This is a genomic window from Dyella sp. NPDC103356 (assembly GCF_055584465.1).
In genome coordinates this window covers 255,379-278,625 of the sequence record NZ_JBVJLZ010000006.1, presented here as the reverse complement: position 1 = coordinate 278,625, position 23,247 = coordinate 255,379, and the positions used below count along the sequence as shown (strand labels likewise).

At 57.7% G+C, this 23,247-nt stretch carries 22 protein-coding genes and 1 tRNA gene; 16 read left to right on the top strand and 7 right to left on the bottom strand.

What is annotated here, in order from left to right; all coding sequences use genetic code 11:
• Positions 1-32: 32 nt before the first annotated feature.
• Positions 33-839, bottom strand: coding sequence for an SDR family NAD(P)-dependent oxidoreductase (locus tag ACZ6WW_RS15795; RefSeq protein WP_465275041.1), 807 nt, complete (start codon positions 837-839; stop codon positions 33-35).
• A 110-nt stretch (positions 840-949) separates the two neighbouring features.
• On the opposite strand from ACZ6WW_RS15795, the gene tpiA reads away from it, so the two are divergent.
• The 7 genes from tpiA (at position 950) to ACZ6WW_RS15760 (ending at position 8,739) form a co-directional block, all read left to right on the top strand.
• A complete protein-coding gene (gene tpiA, locus ACZ6WW_RS15790; protein ID WP_281849136.1) occupies positions 950-1,699 on the top strand; it encodes a triose-phosphate isomerase in 750 nt (249 codons plus the stop codon).
• A gap of 24 nt (positions 1,700-1,723) precedes the next feature.
• The gene (gene secG / locus ACZ6WW_RS15785; protein WP_465275040.1) at positions 1,724-2,200 is read left to right on the top strand and encodes a preprotein translocase subunit SecG; all 477 of its coding nucleotides are present in this window, start codon (positions 1,724-1,726) and stop codon (positions 2,198-2,200) included.
• 16 nt (positions 2,201-2,216) lie between these two features.
• Positions 2,217-2,301, top strand: a tRNA-Leu gene (locus ACZ6WW_RS15780).
• A gap of 532 nt (positions 2,302-2,833) precedes the next feature.
• Positions 2,834-6,568 (top strand): hypothetical protein, encoded by a 3,735-nt coding sequence (locus ACZ6WW_RS15775; RefSeq protein WP_465275039.1) that lies wholly within the window; start codon positions 2,834-2,836, stop codon positions 6,566-6,568.
• Positions 6,569-6,729: 161 nt separating this feature from the next.
• Complete coding sequence (locus ACZ6WW_RS15770) at positions 6,730-7,848, top strand: hypothetical protein (protein WP_465275038.1); 1,119 nt, start codon at positions 6,730-6,732, stop codon at positions 7,846-7,848.
• Positions 7,835-8,191: an STAS-like domain-containing protein gene (locus ACZ6WW_RS15765; protein ID WP_465275037.1), complete on the top strand. Its 357-nt coding sequence runs from the start codon at positions 7,835-7,837 to the stop codon at positions 8,189-8,191. The genes ACZ6WW_RS15770 and ACZ6WW_RS15765 overlap by 14 nt, the downstream gene beginning before the upstream one ends.
• Positions 8,192-8,313: 122 nt before the next feature.
• Positions 8,314-8,739, top strand: a complete 426-nt coding sequence (locus ACZ6WW_RS15760; protein WP_465275036.1) for a hypothetical protein — start codon at positions 8,314-8,316, stop codon at positions 8,737-8,739.
• 210 nt (positions 8,740-8,949) lie between these two features.
• Here ACZ6WW_RS15760 and ACZ6WW_RS15755 read toward each other — a convergent pair whose 3' ends face one another.
• On the bottom strand, positions 8,950-9,939 hold the full coding sequence (locus tag ACZ6WW_RS15755; RefSeq protein ID WP_465275035.1) for a GlxA family transcriptional regulator: 990 nt from the start codon (positions 9,937-9,939) through the stop codon (positions 8,950-8,952).
• 331 nt (positions 9,940-10,270) lie between these two features.
• Here ACZ6WW_RS15755 and ACZ6WW_RS15750 point away from each other — a divergent pair, with 331 nt between their 5' ends.
• Positions 10,271-11,131 carry an alpha/beta fold hydrolase gene (locus ACZ6WW_RS15750; RefSeq protein WP_465275034.1) on the top strand — a complete coding sequence of 287 codons (861 nt, stop codon included), beginning with the start codon at positions 10,271-10,273 and terminating at the stop codon, positions 11,129-11,131.
• Between the two features lie 105 nt (positions 11,132-11,236).
• On the opposite strand, the gene ACZ6WW_RS15745 is transcribed toward ACZ6WW_RS15750, so the two are convergent.
• From ACZ6WW_RS15745 to ACZ6WW_RS15730, 4 genes are all read right to left on the bottom strand, one after another.
• Positions 11,237-12,238 carry a VOC family protein gene (locus tag ACZ6WW_RS15745; RefSeq protein WP_465275033.1) on the bottom strand — a complete coding sequence of 334 codons (1,002 nt, stop codon included), beginning with the start codon at positions 12,236-12,238 and terminating at the stop codon, positions 11,237-11,239.
• Between the two features lie 253 nt (positions 12,239-12,491).
• Positions 12,492-12,752, bottom strand: a complete 261-nt coding sequence (locus ACZ6WW_RS15740) for a hypothetical protein (protein ID WP_465275032.1) — start codon at positions 12,750-12,752, stop codon at positions 12,492-12,494.
• A 488-nt stretch (positions 12,753-13,240) separates the two neighbouring features.
• On the bottom strand, positions 13,241-14,803 hold the full coding sequence (locus ACZ6WW_RS15735) for an esterase/lipase family protein (RefSeq protein WP_465275031.1): 1,563 nt from the start codon (positions 14,801-14,803) through the stop codon (positions 13,241-13,243).
• Positions 14,804-14,949: 146 nt separating this feature from the next.
• The gene (locus tag ACZ6WW_RS15730; RefSeq protein ID WP_465275030.1) at positions 14,950-15,282 is read right to left on the bottom strand and encodes a YegP family protein; all 333 of its coding nucleotides are present in this window, start codon (positions 15,280-15,282) and stop codon (positions 14,950-14,952) included.
• Between the two features lie 185 nt (positions 15,283-15,467).
• Between ACZ6WW_RS15730 and ACZ6WW_RS15725 the strand changes: the two genes are divergently transcribed.
• The 7 genes from ACZ6WW_RS15725 (at position 15,468) to ACZ6WW_RS15695 (ending at position 21,747) form a co-directional block, all read left to right on the top strand.
• Positions 15,468-15,947, top strand: coding sequence for a hotdog fold domain-containing protein (locus ACZ6WW_RS15725; protein WP_465275029.1), 480 nt, complete (start codon positions 15,468-15,470; stop codon positions 15,945-15,947).
• Between the two features lie 339 nt (positions 15,948-16,286).
• The gene (locus tag ACZ6WW_RS15720) at positions 16,287-17,594 is read left to right on the top strand and encodes a GGDEF domain-containing protein (protein ID WP_465275028.1); all 1,308 of its coding nucleotides are present in this window, start codon (positions 16,287-16,289) and stop codon (positions 17,592-17,594) included.
• A gap of 52 nt (positions 17,595-17,646) precedes the next feature.
• Positions 17,647-19,008, top strand: a complete 1,362-nt coding sequence (locus ACZ6WW_RS15715; protein ID WP_465275027.1) for a serine hydrolase domain-containing protein — start codon at positions 17,647-17,649, stop codon at positions 19,006-19,008.
• 217 nt (positions 19,009-19,225) lie between these two features.
• Entirely contained in the window at positions 19,226-19,423 is a 198-nt protein-coding gene (locus ACZ6WW_RS15710; protein WP_281849114.1) for a hypothetical protein, read from the top strand.
• 132 nt (positions 19,424-19,555) lie between these two features.
• Entirely contained in the window at positions 19,556-20,002 is a 447-nt protein-coding gene (locus tag ACZ6WW_RS15705; protein ID WP_465275026.1) for a DUF2214 family protein, read from the top strand.
• A gap of 69 nt (positions 20,003-20,071) precedes the next feature.
• Positions 20,072-20,809 (top strand): YoaK family protein, encoded by a 738-nt coding sequence (locus ACZ6WW_RS15700; RefSeq protein ID WP_465275025.1) that lies wholly within the window; start codon positions 20,072-20,074, stop codon positions 20,807-20,809.
• Between the two features lie 56 nt (positions 20,810-20,865).
• Positions 20,866-21,747: a sterol desaturase family protein gene (locus ACZ6WW_RS15695; RefSeq protein ID WP_465275024.1), complete on the top strand. Its 882-nt coding sequence runs from the start codon at positions 20,866-20,868 to the stop codon at positions 21,745-21,747.
• Between the two features lie 83 nt (positions 21,748-21,830).
• Here ACZ6WW_RS15695 and ACZ6WW_RS15690 read toward each other — a convergent pair whose 3' ends face one another.
• Positions 21,831-22,148, bottom strand: a complete 318-nt coding sequence (locus ACZ6WW_RS15690; RefSeq protein ID WP_465275023.1) for a hypothetical protein — start codon at positions 22,146-22,148, stop codon at positions 21,831-21,833.
• 422 nt (positions 22,149-22,570) lie between these two features.
• Between ACZ6WW_RS15690 and ACZ6WW_RS15685 the strand changes: the two genes are divergently transcribed.
• On the top strand, positions 22,571-23,176 hold the full coding sequence (locus ACZ6WW_RS15685) for a hypothetical protein (protein ID WP_465275022.1): 606 nt from the start codon (positions 22,571-22,573) through the stop codon (positions 23,174-23,176).
• Positions 23,177-23,247: the final 71 nt, after the last annotated feature.

Genomic DNA, 23,247 nt, shown 5'->3' with positions numbered 1-23,247 from the left:
AGCCTCACTATCGCGCTTGCTCTTCACCCGTCCTACCCCAAATCCCGATACCTGCGCGACTCCCGTCCCGAAAGCCACAAGCCCATCCTGTCCGGCATCAACTTCACCAACGCCTTGATAAACCGGTTCACGCGCCCGGTGACATACACGACATCACCGCGCTCGGTCGCTGCAATACCTTGTTCGACCACTTCCTCCGCGCTCTGCCACATAAAGCTCGGCAACTTGTTCATCATGTCGCGCGTGCCGGTGACGTCGTGAAATTCCGACCAGGTAAACCCCGGGCACAACGCGCACACATTCACGCCATGTCCGCGGTTCTCCAGCGCAAGCGACTGCGAGAACTTCACCAGATACGCCTTCGATGCCGCATACAAGGTATGCCCCGCCGATCCCGGCACATGTGCCGCCAACGAAGCGACATTGATGATTCGCCCATAACCGCGCTTGCGCATGCCTGGCAGCAGATGCCAGATCAGTTCGGCAGGCGCCGTCATCAAGACCTGGATGAAATCCGCCTGCCGTTGCCACGGCACCTTGTCGAACGTACCGGGCACACCGTAGCCGGCATTGTTGATCAGCCAGTCCACCTGCAATCCCTGCGCATCCAGCGCATTGGACAACTGCTGCGATGCAGCGGGATCGGCCAGATCCGCCGCGATCACCGTGACGTTGCGGCCATGTTTTCCTCGCAACTCTTCAGCCAGCGCTTCGAGCCGGTCGACGCGTCGCGCCGTCAACACCAGATCATGACCGCGTGCTGCAAGTGCACGAGCAAAGGCGGCACCAATGCCGGCGGATGCGCCGGTGACGAGGCTGAGCGGTCGTGCTTGGGACATGTGGATCCATGAGTGGAAAGAGCGCCGACGATCTTCGCAGGTGCGCAGCGTTGCTGCTATGTGGACGCACCCTATAAGCTTGCGATTCTTCGTAGTAAGGAATGCTCGCCATGCGCAAGAAACTCGTCGCCGGTAACTGGAAGATGCACGGCAGTCGTTCGATGGCCACGGGCCTGGTGGGCGATATCGTTGCGAGCCTCCCTTCGGATATCGATGTCGCCGTGTTTCCGCCGCTGCCATATCTGGCTGCCTTGATCGAGCAGTACGCGAGTTCGGGCCTGGGCTTCGGTGGGCAGGATGTCAGCGCGCACGAGGGGCAGGGCGCCTATACCGGCGAAACCTCGGCCGCGATGCTGGCCGACGTCGGCGCCACCTGGGTGATCGTGGGCCATTCCGAGTGCCGCCAGTATCACGGCCAAAGCGACGCGCTGATCGCCCGTAAATTCGCCGCCGCCCGCGCCGGCGGGCTGACCCCGATCCTGTGCCTGGGCGAGACCCTGGCCGAGCGCGACGCGGGCCAGACCGAGCAGGTCATCGGGCGCCAGCTGGCCGCGGCGATCGAGCTGAATGGCATTGCCAGCTTCGACACCGCCGTGATCGCCTATGAGCCGGTCTGGGCCATCGGCACCGGGCATACCGCCAGCCCGGAGCAGGCGCAGGAGGTTCATGCCTTCATCCGTAGCCAACTGGCGAAAGAGGATGTTATGATTGCCCGTCTGACTCGGCTGCTTTACGGCGGTAGCGTCAAAGCGGCAAATGCCGCGGCCCTGTTCGCGCAGCCGGACGTGGATGGCGGGTTGATCGGTGGCGCCTCATTGGTGGCTTCCGACTTCCTCGGTATCTGCGCTGCGGCGCACTGAACGCAACGGATTCCAAAGAAAACCATGTTCGTCATTTTCAGTGTGTTCTACATTCTGATCGCGGCGTCGATGATCGTGCTGATTCTTATGCAGCGCGGCGCCGGTGCTGATGCAGGCTCCGGTTTCGGCGGCGGTGCTTCCGCCACCGTGTTCGGCGCCCGCGGATCATCGACGTTCATGACCCGTGCCACGGGCGTGCTCGCCGCATTGTTCTTCCTGTTGAGCCTTGGCATGGGTATCTACCTGAGCCGCCATGGCGCACCGACGGATACCACCGGCAACGATCTGGGCGTCATGTCCGGTCTTGCCAATCCGCCGGCAAACAAACAGAATGCGCAGCCCACGGCGCCGGCCAACTCGGAAGTCCCGCAGGCCACCGTGCCCGCAGCGACCACTCCGGCGGCCACCGCTCCGGCAGCAGCAAACCATAGCGACGTTCCGGCTCCGCAGCCGGCCGCCAAGAACGACGTCCCGGCTCCGGCCCCGGACAGCAAAAAGTAAGTAACGCAAGACACCTGCCCAGGTGGCGGAATTGGTAGACGCACTACCTTGAGGTGGTAGCGACGCAAGTCGTAGGGGTTCGAGTCCCCTCTTGGGCACCAATGACGGGTTTCAGGAAGTATCATTGAGACCCAAAATGATGAAGAAACCCGCTATTTAGCGGGTTTTTTTTATGCCTATATGTTTCATGTCGTATCGCTGAATCCCGAGAGTGTTGGGGGTTATGGCCAGGGGTTTGTGGCAAGATTCTCCTCAGTCCAAGGAGAAATACCCCCAAACAATGAAGCTGACTGAGCTGCAAATTCGAAAAGCTTCGCCCGGTGACAAACTGCTTCTGCGATCACTGTTACGTGCTCAACATCCTGCATAGCCTTCTCTCAGGTACGAATTACTGTGGGGCGTCCCATACGACATCCTAGTGATGCGCCGCAGGATCGATCATAGGCAATCGCTCTTCAACCCCAAAATTCCGCCGCCGACGTTCTCTGCTGGCGTTGACCTAGCCAATGCCGATGGACCGTCGCAATGCTGCTATCGAAAGCAGCATTGCGACCGTTTAAGATCGTCCTAAGCACCGGGATAGCCGGGTCAAGAACGTCTTAGTGCGCGTAAATGGATGCAGGAGGGGGCGCGATGCAGTGGATCAGCGAGGTTGACCTTAAAGAATGGGCGCAGCGCCTCGATGCCAGGGCGTATCTGGCAGACATGGTGGCAGACCTAATAATCGCGACTATTGGCAATCCCAGCCGGTTCCGATTTCCTGGTGGCGACATGGCCCAGCTACGGGGCTGGGACGGTAGCCTTGAAACTTCCGTAGATGTTGAGGGCGTTCCCGCCGGTAAATCCAAATGGGAGTTTGGGGCTGGTGCTGGTGCGGCCAAAGCATCCTCCGATTACAACAAAAGAACTGAGGAAACGCCGCCCCAAGTGATGGCGGAAAATACGCTTGTCCTCGTTAATTTGGAAGCTTGGGACACGCCCGGAAAGAAACTCGACCAATGGGAGCAAGAGAGACGGGATGAGCAGAAATGGAAGGATGTTTGGTATCTAGATGCCGTAGCTCTGGTTCATTGGTTAGATGCTTACCCGGCCGTGGCCGCCAAATATGCACGAGAAGTGCTTCAGCATGCACCTAAGGATGGTGCGCTTAGCACAGGCGAGTTTTGGGACTTTTATAGCAGCCAGTTCAAGCCTAATCTTTGCGAGAAGGTTGTCATAGGCGATCGCCAAGAGAAGGCCGAAGAAGTGCTTAAGCACCTCCAAGGGGCTCCACAATCGATACTTTGGGGAGCTGACACAGCTCTTGAAGTGGTGGCTTTCGCGGTTGCTGCGATTCGATCCGCGCCTCCCGTAGTACGAAGAACCGTCGAGGCTCGTACTTTGATCGTGGAGTCACAGGCGGCAGCCCGCTTTCTGAGTGGCAAGAAGAATCTTTCCTTCATCACCCAAGGTGATGGAGACAAGTCGTCAGGTATGCTCTCTCGCCATGGACCAACGCTGTCCGTTGGCACAGGCACTCAGGCCAGAAATCTTCCGCGGCTTCTTCGATCTTCTGCAAGCGGCATGGTCGATGGTCTGGTCGAGATGGGTTATACGCGTGAAGGCGCCTACGAGTTGGCTCATCGCTGCGGTCGAAGTTTGACCATTCTTCAGAGGTTGATTGCCAATCAGCCGTACAACCCGCCGATGTGGGTACAACATGCGGCGACGTTGAAGTCAGCCCTACTGGCTGGTGGATGGTCATCCAGCCAGCATTTGGATAAGAGCGCACTTGTAAGCCTATCAGGGGCGGAAGACTACGATACCTTGGAGCATTCACTGCTTCCATTTACCACTCACGAAGATCCTCCTTTCGATAAGGTGCAATCGAGCTGGAAGGTCCGAGCACCTGTCGACGCGTTTAGCTTTTATGCTGGACTAATGGTTGAGCGTGATCTTGAGCGCTTAAAAAAAGTTGCAATTGATGTCTTTAGCCACGTAGTGGATGCGCCGTCACGCAATCAAAAGTTCAGTTTGACGTTCGTGTCACCAGCAGACTACAGCGCGGAATTGCGTGATGGTCTCGCTCTTACGTTACTCATCGTGGCAACTATGAGCGATGTCGGTGGTCTCCATTTGACTAATGAAACCCCGCAGCAATTTGTAGATTCAGTCATCATGGCACTCCCTGACCTAGGAAAGAACCACCGCAATCTAATTGGACTCGCTGAGCAAACTGCTCTGTTGGCCGAGGCCGCTCCCGACCCTTTCTTGCGGGCCCTCGAGTCTATACTCGAGGGCGAGCCTAGCGAAACGATCGCACTCTTTGCGAATGACGATGACGGTCTCTTTGGCCCAACGGGAGCGCACTACCGGCTTCTTTGGGCGTTAGAGGTTTTGGCGTGGGATCCGAAATACCTCACAAGGTCGACCATAGTTCTTGGTAAGCTCGCGGCTATCGATCCGGAGCCCGAATCTAATGTAATGAATCGTCCCCTCAACAGTTTGAGAGCGATTCTTCTCAGTTGGTGCCCGAATACTTATGCTGGCCTACCTCAGCGGCTTTCGTGTCTGGATGCTGTTCTTCAGGAATGTCCTTCGATCGCGTGGGAGCTAGTCGCCAAGCTGCTTCCCCGCTATCACGATAGTTCAACACCTACTCAGAAGCCGTTGCTCAGAGATAGCAAACCGCTCTCTGAGGAGGAATTAACGTATGGCATCGTTTGGGATGCACAACATGCGGTTGTTGATCATGCGCTTGTGCTAGCTCGCCAAAGCACATCCCGGGTGATTAGCCTTGTTGAAGGCTTTTCGGCTTTTCATCCAGATGATCGGGAAAAATTTCTGTCGTTCTTAGATGACTACATGAGCGGGCAAGTCGCAGAGGAAAAGGACAGTGTTTGGAAGGCGCTGTCAAACGAAGTGGCTCGGCATGAGTTCTACGCAAGTAGCGATTGGGCGATGCGTGCTGAAGAGCGGGAATCCATACAAGACCTTCTTTCGAAGTACAGGCCAGATGATCCGTTCATCGAGGAGAGACGCCTCTTTGATGATTGGATGCCAATGGTCGGCCGATATGATCCAAATGCGGTCGAACGCCCTGAAAAGATGCGAGCCGAAGCCCTTGAACGTGTATTCGAGGCCAGAGGAGTGGTTGGGATCTTGGAGTTGTCGAAGGTGGTGGCACTCCCGCATCTAATTGGGCAGGCGCTTGAGTGCGTTACAATGACGCGCGATGAGCTTTTGGAACTGCTCGTTGGTGCTGTCAATTCAGCGGCGCCGGGCGATCTCGCACTTTCTGTCTCCGCAATGGGTTCAAGGCTCTACAGTGAGTGGTGGGAAACAGAGCTACGACGGAAAGTCGTTTTTTTGACGCAATCCGCGGAAGACCTAGCGCGTCTGTTTCTTGGTTGGGAGCTCAACTCTCACACGTGGGAGTACATTGCGTCCTTTGGCCAAGAAGCTTATGACTGTTACTGGATGTTGACCCGCAGCCTTCCCAACGAAGGACCAGTTGGTGAGTTCGAGTTTGCCATCGCTGAATTTCGTCGGCATGGTCGGAGTATCGACGTCTTTGCTGCTGCACATCGGCGCCTTGCCGAAATTTCAACTGATGTTCTTGTTACGTTGTTGGAAGAAGCCATCCCTCAGATAGGTGACAGCAAGCATTCCGGCGGCTCAAACATGTTGTCTTACTACGTGGAAGCAGTATTTGCTGCGATCACCGATCGAGAGGAATTCAACCCTGACGTTGTTGCCGGATTAGAGTTTGCGTACTTCCCACTACTGGAACACAGCAAGCGTAAGCTGGTTCTCTTTCAACATATCGAGCGGACGCCGGAACTGTTCGTTCAAATGCTTTCTTATGTTTTCCGAAGCAGCAAGGTGAAAGACCCAGCAGAACCGACGCCAGCTGAGCGGAATAGGGCTCACGTGGCGTATCGCGTGCTATCTGAGTTTAAAGCAGTCCCGAGTAATGATGGCCAGACGTTGCAATGGTGGGTCACGAAGGTCCGTGCGGAGGCAGCTGAAGCAGGACTCGTGGCAATTGGCGACCAGTACATCGGCAAATTGCTGGCGCGCGCGACTGTAACGGATGAACATGCGTGGCCGTCCGAAGAGGTATGTGTTGTCATAGAAGCCTGCGCGTCCGAAGACTTGGAGTCGGGCTTTGCGACTGAGTGCTTTAACAAGCGTGGCGCTTATTCCAAGGGTATGCATGAAGGCGGTAAGCAAGAGCGGGCACTGGCGAACCAATACCAGGCCTGGTCCATCGCTAGAAGCAAGTATGTCCGTACATCTGCTGTGCTTGAGCGAGTCATGAAAATGTGGAACGAGCAAGCCAGGGACGAGGACATTCGGGCAGAGCTAGACAAATCTCACCGCTGACGTCTATAGACCAGGTCGGTGACTCGCCGTATCCCTAGTGGCCGTCTTTGAACGGCCGCTTTCCCTTGGGGCCATTCTTGTTCTGGATTGATATCATTTAGCGGTGCCTGGGGCCGCGGGTGGCGGGAGCAGGCGGGGACATTCGGGGCGGAGCGTGCTGTATGGAGCGCTGGAAGCGCATCAGGGTAGATCACCGACGGGAGCGTCTCCGTGTGAGGCGCGGTCGGAAGCACGATCGAATTGCCCGGAAGAGGCAGCAAGTAATTGATGGACTTTGGGGGCGACTCCCTAAGAAGGTCAATAAGCGGACCGGCCGCCGGGTTCGCTGCATAGAGGCTCCCGCTCACCTGAATTTGCGCGAATCGTTCGCGGCGACCGTCCAATTTTTGCAAACGCTGCGCGACTGTTCCGAGCGAATGCTAGGCAAGTTCTTCGTCGATTTCACGACGTTGAAAACCCTAACCCCTGCTGCGGCGCTGTTGGTGGTGGCGGAATTCGACCGATGGCGCGAACTCGTGCCTGGACAGGCTCTCGGGCCGATAGACCTCGAAAAGTGGGATCCGGCGATTCGCAATCGGTTGCTCGAAATGGGCTTCTTCAATTTGTTAAAAACACATGAAGATGTTGCCCACATCGATTGCGATCAGGAAGCCGATGACGAACGCTACGTGCCTTTCAGTTCTGGTCATCGGTCCGAAGGTGACAAAGCTCAGGACCTGCGACGGGCAATTGAGGATTTAGGTCCGAGGATCCGCGGTCGGCAGCTTCTTTTCCAGGGGCTGACGGAGGCGATGACAAATGTAAAGCAGCATGCCTACCCTGAAGATACGACGGGAATCAAGCGCTGGTGGATGTCAGCTTCCGTGGATGCGACCGGCCGCCGGCTGCGGGTGATGTTTGTGGACCATGGCATAGGCATCCCCAAGACCCTCACTCGGGAGAAGCTCGAACGGGTCCGCGAGCTGGCCGAGGCCATATTGCCTATCGGCGAACTGCTAAAAAGTGACGCAAAATTGATTCAAGCTGCGGTAACTGTGAATCGCAGCAGTACGGAACTCGAGTATAGGGGCTGGGGGTTGAACCAGGACATCCAAGGCTATATCGAAAACCTGGATGTTGCAGGAAAATTGAGGATCCTGAGTGGCAGCGGACGATACGTCTACGAAAAGCAGCCGGGATCTCCGGGAATGGTCAAGACCAGTGCGTTGCCGGTGCCATTCCATGGGACCTTCATCGAATGGGTGATCGAAGACTACGGCGCGGTTGATGAAGATGAATGAAAGAATCACGATAGCCACAGACTTCTCTGACGTTCCCAGCGGTCGCTATCCAGAGGATGGCGAATTCAACGGCCAACGCTTTCGAGAGGAATTCTTGGTGCCACGCCTTGAGCGTGGCGCTGTAGTAGATGTCGTCTTGGATAACGCTGAAGGATTTGGTTCGTCTTTCTTGGAGGAGGCTTTCGGTGGCCTCATCCGCGTGCATGGATACTCAAAGGGCTTCTTGGAGAAGCATCTTCATCTGATCGCAAGCTCTTCGGCCGGTCGCCACTACAAGCTAGTCATCGAGCGATTTATCGCCCGGGCCGCAGTCAGCGGGCATAAGCCCATCGGATCTGCCTAAATATGCCAGAACCGTTTTCGTGGCCGGACCATCTGGCCGGAGCTGCTATTAGTGCGGTCGTTAGCGCCGGGGTCAGCCTAGCGGTCGCTAAGGTCACGGGCCCTGGGAGCGAGCGCCGCACGTTGCAGATGCAACGCCGGCAGACCATGTTGACTCTTGCCGAAGACCTCAGCGTTGAGGGTCGAGCATATTGGAGAGAGGATGGGCGCGATAAGGTTGCGGAGGCACTACTCAAAAATAAGCTAAATCGCCTGGTGTTCACCCTCGGCGTATTTTTCGACCATGCTCGCGACGAAGACCTCAAACCCCGTTTGAACGGCCTTGTAGTAGAGGCTGACGAGTTCATCACCGGTGGAGACTTCGAAGTGTCCACAAGGGTGAGCGATCCCGCCCGTGTGCAAAGCATCAAAAGGCACTTTGAGACGCTCGCAACTGGGATTACTTCGCTCAACCTCTCCCCCAAGTTCGATCCGCGGATTGGATGGCTTACGCGGCTAAGTCCAGTCAGGTTACTCAAGCGCCGGCGAGGGCTAGCCGGCAACGGCTAACCTGGTCCAAATCGCCCTGGTGAAGGTAGGAGCGGTAGTTTGGGGGTATAAATGGGGGTACGGAAGGAGCTATGGGTTGTAAGCGCCTATAAGTACGCGAAGTTTGGGTCCCCCCTTGGCACCATATTTGAAGCGGTTCGGTCTTTGGGCTAGCTGCTGAGTTGAAAGAAAAACTCGTGCCTGGCGCGGTTTTTTTTGTTGCACTAATTCTCACCGCGAAAAGCGCCGCCGATAATCGGAAGGCGTCAGCCCCACGATCTTGTGAAATACACGCCGGAATCCTCCCGCGTCGTCGTACCCTATGTTGGATGCGATGTCGTCTATGCTCCGTTTGGAGAATTCCAGCAGTTCCCGTGCTCGGCTGATCCGCAGCCTTTGCTGGTACTCGCTCGGCGTCATGCCAGTTGCCTTGGTAAAGCGGCGCAGGAATGTCCTGGGTTCGAGGCAGGCGTAGTGGGCAATGTCCGCGACGGACACGGGTCGCTCACGCTGTGTCCAAAGCCACTGTTGGACTTTCAGGATCACCGCATCTCCATGCTTTGTCCTGGGATTGAAGTCGCTGTAGTACCGCTGTTCGCGCCCAGGCGGGTCGACGAGCATATAGCGTGCTGTTTCAAGCATGACCGTCGGGCCGAGGAACCGTTCGGTCAGGCGCAGCCCCAGGTCGGCCCAGGCCAGTACACCGCCGGCAGTGACTACGTCGCCATAGTCGATCACCATGTGATCGCTTTCTACGAGCACATCGGGAAAGCGGGTGGTGAATTGTTCGGCCAGCGCCCAATGCGTCGTGGCCTGACGTCCCGTCAGCAGTCCCGTCTCCGCCAACAGGAAGACACCTCCACATACCGCTGCGATCACCACACCCTCCGCGTGTCGCTGACGTAGCCAGGGTATGAGAGGACTCGCCGTGAAGCTCTGCAAAGGGGCGCGAAGATTGCCTGGAATGATCAGGATCGTCGGTGCATGCGGCAGGCCAGATTGGCTGTCACTGGAGTGGGTGACTTCGGTTTCACCGTCATCCCATCGCCAATGGACGACGCGAATCGGCGGCGGCCCATCGCCGTCTTGCCGCTTTGACGCGAATTCGCCGGCATAGGTAAACAAGTCGGTCAGGCCGTGGACACCCGCGAGTGAAGTGCCTGCATCGCAAACCAGTCCGACCTCGACACTAGGCTTTGGAGAGAGCGCCGTTTTGACCATGGTCTTTGTCCGATTCGTCCATTGTCGCCTTGCCGTGGCTAAGAATACCCTTTGAATGGACGTCTAGATGGCGCCCTGAGAAACCTCAGCTCCCATCGTCGCTCCGGTGGAGACCGGGGCTCAGGGTCTTCGATACGCTGAAGTGTAAGACGCTGGGTCACGGTGTTCGCCGGGACGACGGACCGAGAGGGTTGTTCGGGGCTCCGGTTAGATCGGGCTATCGGCGTTTGCCAGCCGTTCCGTTGAATTCAACATTGCACGAATGAGGTGTGTCATTCCTGATACACCCGACTTACGCGTTTGTATCCATCTCATCTGGAAGGCGAATGACATGACTCAACGTTCCGATGATTCGAAGAGCACAGGCAGTTCGTACGTCACGGTCAGCGATGGCACACGGATTTTCTTCAAGGATTGGGGCTCCGGGCAGCCGCTATTTTTCCATCATGGCTGGCCATTGAGCGCGGACGATTGGGATGCCCAGATGATGTTTTTCCTGGCGCAGGGCTATAGGGTCATCGCGCACGATCGTCGTGGTCATGGGCGTTCGACGCAAACCGATAAAGGCCACGATATGGACACCTATGCGGCCGATGCTGCCGCTGTCGTGGAGGCGCTCGATCTCAAGGGTGCAATTCATATCGGCCATTCGACGGGCGGCGGTGAAGTGGCGCGCTACGTGGCGAAGTACGGCAAGGGACGCGTGGCGAAGGCTGTTCTGATCAGTGCTATTCCTCCGCTTTTCATGAAGACGGACAAGAATCCCGATGGTGTTCCAAAGGATGTCGTAGACGGCATTCGGGATGGCACGGCTAACCATCGCGCGCAGTTCTACAAGGACATTACGATCCCGTTCTATGGATTCAATCGCCCGGGTGCAAATGTTTCCGAAGGCATTCGGGAGAACTGGTGGCGTCAGGGCATGATGGGCAGCATTCTGGCCCAGTACGAATGCATACGAGTTCTCTCCGAAACGGAGTTCTATGACGATCTCAAGTCGATCGATGTGCCGGTATTAGTGATGCACGGCGAGGACGATCAGATCTGTCCATTCCCTACCACGGGAGCTCGGTCGGTGAAGTTGCTGAAGCACGGAACCTTGAAGTCATATCCCGGGCTGCCGCACGGCATGCCTACCACGCATGCGGATCTTATAAATGCAGATCTATTGGCGTTCATCAAGGCGAAGTAGCTCGGGCCTTGACGATGCTTCAGTCGGCGGCAGCATGTGAGTCAGCTGCCGCCGACACGGATCAGGGGTAGCTCAAGGTTTCTGGAAACCCGAAACCTTGGTCGGTCACTTCTTGCCACCCAGGGCATGGAATTCGACAAGGATGCCCAGGTCATCCAACGTCGGCGCCAGGAAGGCCTCACCGAACGGACTCTTGTAGCGCGCGAAATGGTGGTCAAACACCTCATACCCCCGTTCGACCCGTCGCTGCGCCCGATCCAGATCGGACACGCCAATACTGACACCGAGTATCTGCGTGCCGCCGCGCTTCAGCGCATCGGCCGCCACGCCCGCACCATCCGGCTCGAACAACAGCAGATGGCTTGGCCCGATCGCAATCGAGTAACCCTTTGCGCCGATCTGCGGCAGGCGGACCGGTGTCGCTTCGGCGAAGCCCATGCGCGCTAGTTGCTTCAGATCCGTGTCGACCTGGTTCGACAGCAGCCAGATCGAGGTCAGTTCCCGGGCACCATTGGGGTGTTCGCGCGAGAGCTGGTCGTCCAGGACGCTGCCTGGGTCTTTGCGGCCGGGCGCGTAGTCGATAAAGAAGAGATGGCTGGCCAGCGGGGAGGTGTCGAAGGCGAACAGGCGCCAGCGTGGCGGGCTGTTGGGGCCTTGGCCGTCGGGGTCATTCGCCGCTGCACTGAAAATCGGTGTTACCGCGAAGCCGCGCTGCTTGAGTAGCGCCTGGGCGGCATCGAGCGCAGAGGTGTGGATGCCGAAGCTGCGAGCGCCCGGCTGGCCGTTCAGTACCTTGTAGTCGGCGCGGGAGCCCGGGTCCATCTTTGCCTCGGCCACGTCCGGCTGGGCGATGCCCAGCAGCTCGATAAAGCTGGTGTCGGGCAGGCGGATGTAGCGGTTGGCCACGCCGTCAGGGGCTCGCCCGGGGCGGACCTGGAAGCCCAGCTTGGCGGCCATGATCGCGGTGGCCTGATCGATATTGCGGCCCCAGAGCAGGATGTGGTCGAGGCGGTCGCCTGGAGGCGGTGTCTTGTCCGCGGCCAGGGCGGTGGACTGGCCGATTAGGAGCACCAGAAAGAACGCAGTCAGCAGTTTGAAGACTCGCATGCGATATCGGATCCTGGGGGAAAGATATGGGGACGTTATTTGCAGGAACTTTCGGCGGTGCGCAAGGGCCGGATTGCACCTCGGCGATAAAATCCCGCACGCCATTGCCATGGCTACCCGAATGCGCAGGTCATGCTGACCATTTCCCCGTCATCGGACGAGCACATTCGGCCGGTTCGGCGCACAAACGGATGCTTTTCACATGGGAGAGGAAAAGGTTTTCCGAAAACGTTTTCAGGTCTCGACCTCGATTTCAATCGGTCGCCGTGGTGACGCCGATCCCTGTCGAAGGCCCGATGTCTATCGTCGGGTGGTTAATGCTTATCAGTTTGATCCGATTAATCCGCTGCGCCTCAAGATGCTCGATCTCGCGCTGACGACTCTGGACAACGAATTGAGCAAAACTGTCGTCGAGTTGGCGGTTCTGGACGCGCATTAAGTGGTCAAATTCAAGTTCCAGGAGTTCTTTCGCCTGGATTATGCGTTTTTCGATTTCGGCAAGGATATGGCTCATTGCGAGTCCTGGTAGTTGCAGCAGTGCGCGGACCATGGGGATAGGCAACGGATTCAGCCTGATTTGAAGATTGAGACGGAGTAACAACGGTAAAGAAGATCAGGTGGGGACAACGGAGACCCTACATTGCGGGGGCAATGGAGAACTTAGTGAATACGATGAGATCGAGGATCGAACTACAGGACGAATTGGACATGCTGGAGGCGGCTGCATCTGGCATTCGGTACCCAGGACCGGGCAGCAGCGCGCTGCTGCAAGCCATTGTCGACCTGGCGGATCACCCGCTGGTCCGTGTGCGGGACAGGCCCTGGTTGAATGCGCAGCTCGATAAGCTTCGAGCCAGGCATGGGCTGCCGCCAAGCGAAGATCCTCCCATTTCCCAATCAGAGCCGCAGAGCATTTAAGTCGCCGGTGTGTTTGGCGTCGGTTCGGCGGCGGCTTCGCAGTCAATGCGTGGCGATAAGTGAATTCCGTAGGTTTCACTTCGGTTACTGGTTCCAACCCGTTATATCGATGACCAGCGTGCCGCTGATCCCCGGGGTGCTGGTGCTGGCGAACGGCACCTTCAGCGTGGCGCTTTCATTTGACCAGGGGAGGGGCTGGTAGCCTGCTCCTGTGGGCGCGGCAGCCTGGCTCTGCCAACGGGTCCGCACTTGCCACAGTTGCGCTGCTGTTGCCGGCGGAAGAATTTCAACGACCAAGGTATCCCGAAACAGGTAGCTGCCTTCGTAGTGTTGATCGAACCAGAGAACCTGTTTGACCTTGTAGTCAGGCACACGCACGCCAAGCGTGAGGCTGTACGACAGGGACGGGTCGTTTGGATTCACTCGTGAGATGTTGGCCAGGAACACACTCGAGAGATAGACCTTTCGCCGGGATGGGTTGGCGTCGGTCGCCAGCTCCTGCTGTGTACGGCAGGCGACGGAGTCTTCTTCGGCCATGCGTCGGGTCAGATACCAAGGCTTCCCTCGCGGTGAGGCGAGTGCTTCGAACTGATATAGCGCATCCACATCGGCGGCGTCTTTTTGTATGGCCGGCGGAAGCGTGACGCCGTCTACCTGAGCGAAGATATCCACCCTGACGTCGCCAAAAAGAAAGCGCACCAGGTTCTGATAGGCCTCCTCGCTATTGACGATGCCGAAGTATCCCGAGTGGGAGCGATAGGCATAGGCGGCCGCTGCAGGTGTCTCGACGTCGTTGGCGTCGATGCTGCACAGCGAGGCATTCTCGATGCGTACCAGGCCGTCGCTGCCATGGCCGGCAAACGTTCGCGACAGGCCCTGTGCGACTTCATAGTCGCCGCGATTGCTACCGATCATGCAGAAGCAGCGCCGGATGTCGATGTCTTGCCCGCTGCGCAGATAGTCGGACCGTCCCTTGGCGATCAGGTTGGCGTCGTAGCCGAACAGGGTCATGAGATTGCTGCGATTGAAGGTGTTGATATCGAAGAGGCCAAGCCACTTGGGCACATTGATCCCGGCCATGTCGATGCCGTTGTGCGGCGTGGCATACGTAAAGAACTTGTCCACGGCCTTTTTGGATTCCGGCGTATTGAACTCCGGGTTCTGCAGGAAAGCACGGCATATCAATCCGCCCATCGAGTGGGCAACCAGATAACACTTGAAGTTGGCAGGGTTGACGCAGTTGTCCGCGTTGCCGCAAACATGGTCTCTCACTTTGAGGATGAGATCCGAAAGACCCTTCGCAAAGCGCTCCATGGAAGCGCTTTGCTGTCCACCTATCAAGGGAGCGGTATCGTCGTAGTACCGGTAGATGATGATGGATCGCGTCGACAGCACGCCCTTGAAGCCTTCGTCAGGGAGATCCAGGCCGTTGTTGTAGATGGCGTTGTAGCCAAAGTCTTTCATCAAGCGGACGAGCGGCGATTCAAACACGAATCGCTGGGCGGGTTTGTCCTTGTCGCTTACCGCCCGATAGACCGTGGAGCCCGCATTGAAGCCACAAAAGGGATCCGCTGCCGTTTCGTTCTTTTCTTCATCCGTCATCGCGTAGCCGCGAACGTAGATGATCGGGTAGCGTACGTCTGGCATGACTACCGTCCTTTTCAGGCGTTATGTGGATTCCGTGGCAAAAGAGTGTCCGAGTTTTTGTAGGGTCGGCTTCAGTCGCGACCCACGCTCGCGTTACTGCTTGTCGCGGCTGAAGCCGCTCCTACAAAGAGGGCACTTTCGCCCACTCAGGTCTCATCGGCCGTCGTGGCCGTTGGCGCGTTGTTCTTTGTCGCTTCAATGCCATGGTCGCGCGCGGCATTGGATGAGTACATCTCGCTGGTGCCGATCGGCTCGCCGTTCGCGGCTTTCAGTACGAAGTAGGGCGTGCCGTTGCTGGCCACTTTATGTTCGTAACGCTGATCGTGTGGCGCATTTGTCTTGACCGATTCTATGCCGTTTTCCGCGCCTTGCTTGCTGACATAACGCTCGCTGGTAATAAGCGTTTCGTGGTTGCCGCTGGCCTGCAGTACAAAGTAGAACTGCGCGCCCGAGCGCTTCAGAACGAATCTACCTGCCATGGTCATCTCCCTATGTACGGGTGCGAAGCCGCTTCGCCAATCGAGGACGGCAGCGCCGGGGCAACGTATCAGGTTGATTTGTATAGGTCAGGTCGGCTATTAGGGGGATTAAGCGGCTAATGCCTTGAATGAATATATTGTAGGGTTATGAATTAAGTCGTTTTTTAATGCACGGAGGATTTGTAATGGATACACCTTCTGGCACGCTGCAAATCTGGAATCGCTTCGCTTCCATGCCCTGCGGCAAATGGGCGTTTTCGCGCCTGTTGTGCTTCAAGGCACCTTATTTCGGCAGCATCCGTCCGCGTTTCGTGACACTCAGGCCGGAATACTGTGAGGTGCGGATTTCCAAGCGCCGGGCCGTACTCAATCATCTCGGAACGGTGCATGCCATTGCGATGTGCAATATGGCCGAGCTGGCAGGTGGCACTATGACCGAGGTCACCGTGCCGTCGACACATCGCTGGATTCCCAAGGGCATGACGGTCGAATACTTGAAAAAAGCGACGAGCGATCTCGTCGCTGTCGCTACGCCAGAGTCGGCAGCCGATGGGTCGCAGCCTGGCGAGTACAAGGTTCGTGTTGTGGTGCGCAACCGGCATGATGAGGCCGTATTTCAGGCGCTGATCACGATGTGGGTGTCTCCGAAGAAGGAGAAGGCCTAGCGCCGGCTGGACGGCGAATCATGCTAAGGATGGATGAGCGTCTTATATCCCAGCACGGCGAATCCAATGATCAACATCAGGATATAAACCGTCGCGCGTATCCGCTGTGCAATACGCAAATGTTTCGCCGCTTTGGATGTCACCACAAGTCTCCCCCTCAAGAGATTGGACCGGGCGAATGTTACAGGGACGACGAAGCCGGAAGGCGAGCTATTTGAATTGTATGATTTAATTTTGACCCCGTGCGGGCCGAATTTGTAACGCGGCCATCCAAACGCTCAAGCTCACCGGCTAAGCTACCGATAACAAGACCAAAGCCAGCCACGGAGCAGGGTTAGGGTGGAGCATCAGGGGGTTCAACGGTACCAGCAGACCTTGCTGGACCTCGAAGAACAGGAGCGGATCTCTGCCGAGACGCAGAGGGCGTTGCGTCGCCTTGTCTCCCGTCTGGCGGTGTTTGGTGCCGGCCGGCATAAGGCGGCGGATGTATTGCTCGAGCGCATCGGCCAGGAAATGCGCCGCGAGCCGACCATGGATACGCTCGATAGCCTGCTCAGCGATATGGTCGATGCCATCGCCCGGCTGGACGAAGCGACGGCGGCGGCGAGCCCGCCGCCTGCCTCCGGGCATCGTGCCCTGGCCGTTGCGCTGGACGGTATCGAGCTCGATCCGGCATTGAGCAGTTCTGCCGAGGTGTTGAGGGCCAGCCTGCAAGACACCGCGACCGACGTCCTGTCCAAGGCGCGCGAGTTGGCCCATCTGGTCAATCGCCATGGCCGATTGCTCAAGGACGATATCGAGATCATGCAGGGCGTACTGCATTCGGTAGGCAGCCGGCTGGAGGATATCCGTCGTTATATCGACGTCGAGGTCACCGAGCACGAAAGCAACAGCAGCCAAGGCCACGCCTGGGACGCGCTGGTGCGCGAAGAAATGCGCGAGCTTGGTGAGCGCAGCCGGCAGGCGATGGACTTGGCCAGCCTGCGTTCTCAAGTAACGGCACGCCTGGAAACCATCGGGCAGCACTTTCGTTCTTATCGCGCGAGCGAAGATGCGCGTTTCGCATCCTACCTGCAACGTGCCGATCAGATGCGCCAACGCGTCGAAGAACTGGAGACGCAGACGGCCACGCTCAAGGATTCGCTCAAACGCGAACACGAGCGAGCCTCCACCGATCAGTTGACCGGCATTCCTAACCGATTTGCCTACGAAACGCACATCGAAGCGGCATGGCGGCAATGCACGCTCGAGGGCTCGCCGTTGTGCGTCGCTGCGCTGGATATCGACCACTTCAAGCACATCAACGACAGCCTGGGGCATGCTGCTGGCGACGCGGTGCTGCGCATTGTCGGCCAGACGCTGCATGGCCAGGCCGACGAACGCCTGTTCGTGTGTCGCTACGGTGGCGAAGAGTTCGTGCTGGTCTTTGCACGGACCGGTCTGGACGAGGCGCTGCGCCGTAGCGATGCATTGCGCATCCTGGTGGAGCAGCTGGCGTTTCGTGCCAACGGCAAGGCGGTACCTGTCACTCTTTCCGGTGGCTTGGCCGTGTTTCGGCCGGAAGACACGCCCGAAGAAGCGATGCAGCGCGCCGATCGAGCCTTGTATGCGGCCAAGGATGCCGGTAGAAATCGCCTGATGAGTTAAGCCGAAACCGCGGTTCTACGCCCGGTTCAAGAGAATCAGGACGGAGTTGCGAATGACGAAGTGGTTACTCGGTTTCATGCTTGGCGCGTTCCCGCTGTATGTTCTGGCCGATGCCGTTGATGACGCGACATTGGTGCACAAAGCCGACGCGATGCTCGATGCCGGCATAGCGTCCGATGGCCCTGGCGCCAGCGTATTGATCGCGCGCGATGACCAGGTTATTTATCGCGGTGCTCGCGGCGAGGCGAATCTCGCTCTGGGCGTGCCGCTGTCGGCACAGCATGTTTTCCGCATCGGCAGCATCACCAAGACATTTACCGCGGCGACCGTGCTGAAATTGAGCGCGCAAGGGAAGTTGGCGCTGAGCGACACGCTGTCGAAATTCCTGCCCGATTTCCCCAATGGCGCGCATATCACGGTGGCCCAACTGTTGGACCACACGGCGGGCATCAGCGATAACTGGGACGTCGATCCGGCCAAGCCGCTCGACACAGCGACCCTGGTCAAGCATATCGCCGCGCAAGCGCCGGATTTTGCGCCGGGCCAGGCATGGGCTTATAGCAATTCGGGCTACCTGTTGCTGGGTGCCATCATCGAGAAAGTCACTGGGCATTCGTGGAGTGACGTGATCCACACGGAGTTTGCGATTCCCCTGGGGCTCGCGCGCACCGGTTTTTATGCGGACAGCGCGGTCGTTCCCGACCTGGTGACCGGTTATAGCCGGGACGGCGACGGCCACGTGGTGTTGCCGTCCTACGTCACGATCACCGGCCCTGGCGCCGCCGGTGCGTTGGTCTCCACAGCCGACGATCTGTTTCGCTGGATGCGCGCGCTGGCGACGGACAGGGCCATGCCTGTCGGCTTGTACCAGACCATGTCGAGCAGCAAGGCTACCGACGACGGAACACCCGTGAACTATGGCTATGGCCTGATGCTGGGCACCGTTCGCGGCGAAGCGGTGGTCGAACACAATGGCGGGATCGAGGGGTTTTCATCCCAACTGATTTATTTCCCGAAGCAGCACATTACCGTGGTCGTACTCGCCAATACGGATGCCGGTTCGCCCAATCCACGTGCCCTGGCGCACCGGCTGGGGGCGCTGGCGATCGACAAGCCATACGCGGATCTCGAACCCATCAAGGCGGGTAGCAAATATCTGCGGGCGCTGCGTGGCACTTACCGTATCGACAAGACCGGCAAGCACGTGTTGTCCGTTGATGGCAGCAAGTTGATCATCCAGCGCGATGGCGGCCCGAAGCGTTTATTGGCGGTCGCGCGCGATGACGTACTTTTCTATCCCGACGATGGTACCGATTACATCAAGGTGATTCGTGACAAGCAGGGTTCGGTGGTTGCCCTCGATTTCTATGTCGATGGCATGCCGCCAGCCCGACACGAAGACCGTATTCATTGAAATGGGATCGGCCGCCCACGGCGGGCGCAAGAATTCGCCCGTCGTGAAATGATGCGAGTTACTCGCATTTTGGAAGAAAATCGCGCTAAAACGTTAATCGCGACCCGCGTCATCACCATTTCGTGATGAATACCCCGCGTTTGCATAACGGTTCCGTGTGCTCTGATGGCCCTCGAGGCCGCTTCGGCCCGGGACACTCAGCGGAGGACACATCGCCATGACACCCCTGGACAAGCCGTTACGTCGCGCCATCGTTATCGATGGCACGGAATACACTTTGCTGATCGACCCCGATGGTCTGCGCCTGACCCAGAAGGGACGCCGCAACGGCGTATCCGTCGGATGGAAAGAGCTAGTCAGCGGCGAAGCTGCCCTGGGCAACGGATCAGTGGCTGACGAACCTGGCGCGGGCTGACGGCGCTTCAGTTGCGCTGAAGCTATCGGCAGCGTGAAGCCTCGCTTGGCCTGTTCAATGGCAGGACGACAGGCACTCTATCGGGTGGCGCATCCATGTTAGATATGCGCCATCCGATGGGAGGAACGCGCGATGCTCGATCTTGCTGCCGCCATAGCTCACCACCTGTTGATCTTCGGCTTGTTTGGCGTGCTCGCCGCTGAGCTTGTCCTGGTCAAACAAAGCATGGACCAGGCCGGTGTTCGCCCCGTGGCGGCGATCGATGTCTGGTATGGCGTCCTGGCGGTACTGATTCTTGTAGTGGGCTTCAGCCGAGCCATCTACACCGCCAAAGGCTGGCCCTACTATTCGCACAACGCCTTTTTCTGGGCAAAGATCGCCACCTTCGGGTTGATCGGTGTGCTATCGGCACCACCGACGATCGCATTTGCGCGGTGGCGCAAGAGTGGGCAAGCACCCAGCCAGTCACAGGTCGCTTCCATACGACGCTTTCTCTGGGCGGAAGTCGCATTGTTTCCGTTGCTGCTAGCTTTTGCTGCAGCGATGGCACGCGGCTATGGGGTTATGGGCCCAGGTTAGGGGCGGGAGGCTTTGCGACGGCGGATTTCTAGCTATGCTTGAAGCCGCCATTTCACTCAAGAATCGATCATGCTCATTCGACAGGGGAGTTCGCGGACTGACGCCACAGACCGCAGGCTGGCATGTACCTTGGCGGCGGTAGCCGGGGCACTCAACACCGCCGCGTTTTACGCGGTGGGATTCTTCTCGGCCAATATGACCGGCAATGTTTCATCGCTGTCCGACCATGCCGCGCGTGGCGAGTGGCTCACCGGCATTTTCTATCTGCTGATCGTGGTGATCTTCGTACTGGGCGCCTCCAGCTCGACCTTGTTGATCAATGCCGGTCGGCGCAGGCAGGTTCTCGGCATCTATGCGGTAACCATTCTGATCGAAGGCGTCTTGCTCATCGCGCTAGGGCTGGTCGAACTTTGGATTCCGTCCCTGCAGAAAGGCCCTGTATTGATTCTCGGCCTGAGTTATTTGATGGGACTTCAGAACGCGGTTGTCACGCATATATCCAATGCCCGCGTTCGCACGACACACGTCTCTGGTATGTCTACCGATATCGGCATCGAACTGAGCATGCTTTTCGATATCGCCAGGGGAAAAGAAGAATCGTCCGAGGCCGCGCAATACAAATCGCGCCTGCGCTTGCATACGCAAACGGTGTTGTCTTTCCTGGGCGGTGGGGTAGTGGGTGTGCTGCTTTATCAGGCTATCGGCGATCGTCTGCTTTTTGTGGCTGGCGTTGTGCTCATAAGCATCGCCGTGGTGGGAATCGCACGCGCAAAGAGCCTGCTTTTAGTGGGAATGTTACGTCGATAGCAGGCATGCAGCCGCTTAATGTTACGTGCCACATTTGAATAAACGGAATGGATTCGATGACTTCGACACCTATAGGACAATTGCTCGCGCTCACGCCACTTATGCCATGGTCATTGGCTTGCGTGGCGGCTATGGGGGCCGAACGCATGGCGGGGTCTTCGGCGCGATGGGCTGATCGGCGCTTGAATCTGGCGGCTGGCGCCTGGGTGATCCTGGCCATGGGTGTCTGTCAGGTCCTGCTTTTGGTTCTGTTCGCTCTTGTCCAGAAAGTTGTCCATCCCGTTCGATTTCCTATCGTATTGGACCGCGGGTATCCCGGGGCAGCTGTGGTGGGGGCCTTGTTGTGGATCGTGCTTCACGATCTGGCTTATTACGCGTTTCATCGGGCTCAGCACAAGTTCGCGTGGTTGTGGCGCTTTCATGCCGTCCACCATTCCGACCCAGCCATGAATGCGACTACTTATGCGCGTCAGCACGTCCTGGAAAGCGTGTTTCAGTCAATGTTGATTCTTTTTCCCATGTTGCTCCTGTTTCGGTTGTCATCAAGCACTGCGCTGGTGGCGGGGCCGCTATTGATAGCGTTGCAGTTTTGGATTCACGCCGATGTGCGTGTTCACTACGGACGGTGGTCGACTATGCTGGTCAGCCCGCTTCAGCATCGCTGGCATCACAATCGAGATCAGCAATATGGAGAGGCGAACTTCGCCGGTGTTTTTCCATGGATTGATGTGCTCCTGCATACGTATCGGGCTCCCGATCCTCACGTCCGCGTCGACACGGGGCTTTTCGATGGCACCACGTGGAACGACATGCTTGGGCTTTTGACGGCCGATCCAGCGATGCGTACGGATGTTGAAATTCGAGCGAACGATGCTCATGAGATGCCGAGTTTTTCATCCGCGCCCATGGAGGCGCTGCGAGGAGATGGTCGCGACTGAAGTCGCTCCTGCAAACTCAGGTAGGCACAGCTAGCTTGTAGAAGCGACAAGCCGCGATGTAACCGCGAATCTTGGCGTAGCGCTCAGGTGAGGGCTACTGCTAACGCAAATGTGATAGCCCACAGACTCAGCTGGATCACGAGCGTAGGCAGGATGGCGCTGACCGAGTGCCGCCGCGCAGCCACAAACCAGAACATGATCGGTATTTGCCCAAACATCAGCATGATCGCGATGTGGTCAGATGTCCCTTCGTCGTGGCGTGGTGCATGCAAGCCGTTTCTAAAAAGCTCAACGACGATCATCAGTAATACGGTGACGGACATGAGGATAGGCATCGCCCCATCCCATTGTCTGATGGGAGCGCCACTCATGCGCTTTGAAGGAGGAAGTGTGGAGGACACGGAGGTGCTCCCTGGCTGGATCGAGGAAACATTGCCGCCGGTTCATGGCAAAGGGATGGCAATGATCGGTACTGGGAAAGATCATTCCGGACCGACACAAAAAAGCCGCCTAAGTGAGTCAATCACATAGACGGCCGGTATTGGGGTGGCGGCTATCTAACTCTTCTTCGTAAGCCTTGATACGTAAGGCTTCCATGATTTCGTTGAATTGAGTTACCCCCAAAGTTACCCCCTGAAGGCGCTGCCTACCTGCCAGCGCCTCTACTCACTGGACAACGACTATGAAGGCACTTTTGCGCCTGTTCGTCGCACTCTCAATTGCCGGCCTCTCAGGCTGCTTGGCCTTGCCAGATTATCTCCGGTCGCCTGGCAGCCCTGCCTCTGCTCCCTGTGCTACCGGCTTCCTCAACACCAAAGGTCCAATGTCCTGGATCAACGGATCGGTGGGTCAGACACGCGGCTTCAGGCAGCCCGTTGCATCGCTGAGCGGGACCGGCGAGGTGCGCTTCCCAGATCTTGCTGCGCTGGGTCTTCCTGGAAACGCGGTGGATGGAACGGCCTCTATGAGCTGCTATGCGACGGCTCACTTTCAAGATGGGACAGCTCAGGACGGGATTGTCAGCTTCCAAGACCCCGGCGGGAACGTGCCCTTGAAGGTGCTATGGATCGATAGGGCCACGGTCGAGCGTACGAGGGTTACCTATGAGGAGGCGCGAGACGAGCAACAGCAGGCAAGCATTGAGTACAGCGCCAAGCTGCAGGCATGCACCTTCCTTTGGAAGGTTGCGGTGCAAGCCAAATCGCTTCTGGCGTCCGGATGGTCGGTCGATCGAACCGCGGACCAACTAGTCGCCGAGTACGCCTATGGACCGCAAGGGCAGGCTTACAGGAACTCTGAGAACGCGGAGGAGGCGATACGCCGGGTGACTGCCGCGATCGCCACGCCGGCGGACATGCGGGCCGCCAAGCATATCCCGGACTATGGGAGCCAAGAGTTTCTATCGAGTTGTCCTAGATCCGACAATTAAGTTCCTTGGGAGGGGCTCAATAGGCCTTGAGAACTCCAGACGATCGATGACATTGGCCAGCTCCGTATCTT